Source organism: Lysinibacillus sp. RU7, assembly GCF_057837305.1.
In genome coordinates, this window is the sequence record NZ_JBYQFK010000050.1 from 1 (window position 1) to 3,365 (window position 3,365).

At 38.0% G+C, this 3,365-nt stretch carries 2 protein-coding genes; one reads left to right on the forward strand and one right to left on the reverse strand.

What is annotated here, in order from left to right; all coding sequences use genetic code 11:
- Nucleotides 1-140: 140 nt before the first annotated feature.
- A complete protein-coding gene (locus AC3II9_RS21245) occupies nt 141-1,346 on the reverse strand; it encodes an ATP-grasp domain-containing protein (protein WP_489158696.1) in 1,206 nt (401 codons plus the stop codon).
- A gap of 479 nt (nt 1,347-1,825) precedes the next feature.
- On the opposite strand from AC3II9_RS21245, the gene AC3II9_RS21250 reads away from it, so the two are divergent.
- Nucleotides 1,826-3,214 carry a Mur ligase family protein gene (locus tag AC3II9_RS21250; RefSeq protein WP_489158698.1) on the forward strand — a complete coding sequence of 463 codons (1,389 nt, stop codon included), beginning with the start codon at nt 1,826-1,828 and terminating at the stop codon, nt 3,212-3,214.
- The last annotated feature ends 151 nt before the right edge of the window (nt 3,215-3,365 follow it).

Genomic DNA, 3,365 nt, shown 5'->3' on the forward strand with positions numbered 1-3,365 from the left:
TCGAAGAGTACTTTTACTTAAAATAAGACTATAAAATACCCCGAAAAATATTAAAAATACAAAAGGCCTTCAGAATGAGACCATTCTGAAGGCCTTTTGTCGACAATCGGAACACCTTATGGTAGATAAGGTGTTTTTTGTTAGGGTGCTCGCATATGAAACTTAATCTCTTTGGAGGCTCGATCCGCTATCCTTCTAGCCTCGCTTAACGATTTACCCTGTGTAATAAGATAGGCGTAACGATGCCCCATTGATAGGGGAGGAATGAGTAAGGTACCTTTCTTAGGCTTGATATAAACATCATAAACACCCGGTAATTTGGCTGCCCGTAATTTACCCGTTACTTTTTGTAATATCCCTTTGCGTTTGACGATTAAGTACTTTGTATAGACAAAGTGCCGATGTATCGGTTCTAAATTTGGCTTTTCCCCAAGAAACAATCTAAGTGTTTGCTCTACTAAATTAATCCCGAAAGCCGCTTCAATCATTTTATTCATCGCACCACCAGAGATACGTGGATTAATCTCGATTAGCTTCCAACCTCTAGAGGTTAAACGAAGTTCTAAATGAAGTGCGCCCACCTTCATACCAAAATTAGTGACGATAGAGTTTAAAACGTTTTCAAGATTTGCCTGAAATTTCTCAGGAACATCAGCTAATACACCATATCCTGTAATAATAAATCGTTGCCCTTTTGTAATTTCTTGTTTGATAATCGCTATAATATGCGCCTGATACTCATGGACAATGGCCTCTACTAAGTACTGAGGACCATCTAAAAATTCTTCTACAATAATCGATTCCTCTGGATACTTATTACGGAGGGCTGAGAGATTTTTGGTTAATTGCTTTTTATTTTTAGCAAGCAGTACATCTTTCGAGCCTGTAGATTTTGGCGATTTTATAATGACAGGGAACGGGATTTTTTTAGTTACGTTTTCTTGCGGATTCAGAATTTGAAACTTGGGTGAGTATGGTTCGTTTAATAAAAAATTGCGGGTTTCTTCTTTGTTTTCCATCATTTCAATCGCCTTAGAAGAAGTAAGATTATTACAAAATTCATCGCAAAGCAATGCAGCAACATGCACAAACGGATCAACAAAACTTACAATATTTTGGATATCAAGTCCCATGCTTAGGAGTTTTCGAATTTCCATTTTCATTTCTTGGAGGTTCATTGTATCAGTTAACACCATTTTATGAATCTCAGGATAGAGCTTACGTTGTTCAATTTGTTTGGCATTGTTTGTGAATAGGACGACAAAATATCCTAAGTTTTCCGCTGCTTTAGTTGCTTCTCTGCTGGAACCAGATTTATTTACACCTATAAAGAGTAGCGTTTTCAAAATAGTCATCTCCATTATTTCTCTAATTGTTATACCCTTTCTTAAATGTATGGCGAAAAATAGTTTTTGTATGGTTATCCATCACGTTTAATTCAACTTCAATGCTTCAAAAATCTTTAAATGTTCACTTCTTTTTTATAGGAGGTATCCTCAGTGTTTTATCGTAAGAAAACCGCCTATTAATGGGCATCTATTGACAACGGATGGCCGTGTACAAGCACTTGTATCAAAAAAGCAGTAGCTGTCCGTTACCACCTTTTCTTCCTACAACATCACTCCTACATGTGGGGAAGAAGTAGCGGTTTATTGTTATAGATGTCATACTTATGCGCTCGTTTTAAGGGGGCATCTCCTTTGTTGGTTAGAGTGTTTCATTGAAGGCGTAACGTATAGCGTATTTTATGATAGTTAGTGAATAATCTAGGTTCAAATATCTAAGCAAAGTTTTTTGGAGGACATAAGATATAGAAGAAAGGAGTGTGAAATATGACGTGAAACCTCTTTCGGTGAAAGAATTATGTACAATTATTTCAGGAGAGTTGGTACAAGGAGAAGAAGTTATTATCCAGTACGGTGCTTATCGATTAAAGCAAATAAAGCATAAAAATACGGTTCTCTTTATCGAAAAGCGAATTATGAATTGGGAAGAAATATCTAAATGCTTCCCGATAGTGCTCGTGACAGAATGGCCATACAGTTCTCGTGAGCTACCACAGCAAGTAACACTTATTCGAGTAAAGCGTTCCGAAGAGGCTTTCTGGAAATTTATTGATTATTATCGTAATCAGTTTCAATTACCTGTGGTCGCCATTACCGGCACAGCTGGTAAAACGACGACAAAGGAAATGGTTAAGCATATCCTGACCCCTTATAAAAAGGTAACCGCAACACAGCTGAGTACGAATTCAAGAACGGCGTTTTTGCAATACTTACTAAGTATTGAGGAAGATACAGAGGCAGCCGTTTTTGAAACAGCCGTTGGTGCACCAGGAGACTTACGGAAAGCCGGTGCTTATTTTAAACCGAAAATTGGTGTCATTACTAATATAGGTGCCCACCATCTAAACTATTGTAAGACGCTAGAGGGATATATTGAGGCTAAGGGAGAAATGTTAGACATTATAGATGAGAATGGGACATTGATTATTAATGCAGAAGACGAAAATACCAAAAAAGTGAATCTACAAAAGTTTAAGGGCAAAATTATTAGGGTAGGAAAAAGTCCATCATGTGATTTTAGAGCGACCCATGTCACCTATTGCTCAACAGGCATGCAATTTAAGATTCATCATGGGCAGACGCATTATGATATACAAGTCCCTGGCTTTGGCGAACATCAAGTATATAATGCACTCGCTGCCATTGCCACAGTCGTTGAAATAGGTATAACGATTCCGGAGGCAGCAAAGCGGTTAAAAACCTTCAAGCAGATGAATAAACAACTTCAGCTGGTCCATAGCATGAATGGCGCATTATTGTTAGATGATACATGGAGTATTACAACAACATCGCTTGGAGCGGCGTTGGATGTATTAAATGCACTCGCAAATGGGAAAAAAAGAGTAGCGATTATTGGGACCATTACAGATGTGGGTTCCTGGGGATACAAGATTCACAAGCAAGCCGGTGAACTGATTTATGAAAAGGGCGTGGATGTGCTCATCACAATAGGAGGGCATGCCAAAATAATCGGTGATTATGCTATACAACTAGGTTTCTCCCAACCGGTATACAGCTTTAAAAATAGTATTTTAGTATATAGTTTACTAAGGAAAATCGTAGATAGTAACACGCTGATATTGATTAAAGGCGATATGTATAGTAAAACGATGATGGAATTAGCCAGCAATTTAAGAAAGAAATCTTAAGGGGGCTGTTCGGAAAGGAATCCTTTTACGGACAGTGCTTCTGCGGTGGTCACAATACAATGCCCACCATCCTTGGCGCAAACATACTAACATTAGTAGTACAAACCACGGCCATGGTTTGTGCTACTATTTTTTTATAGTAGAAGTGAAG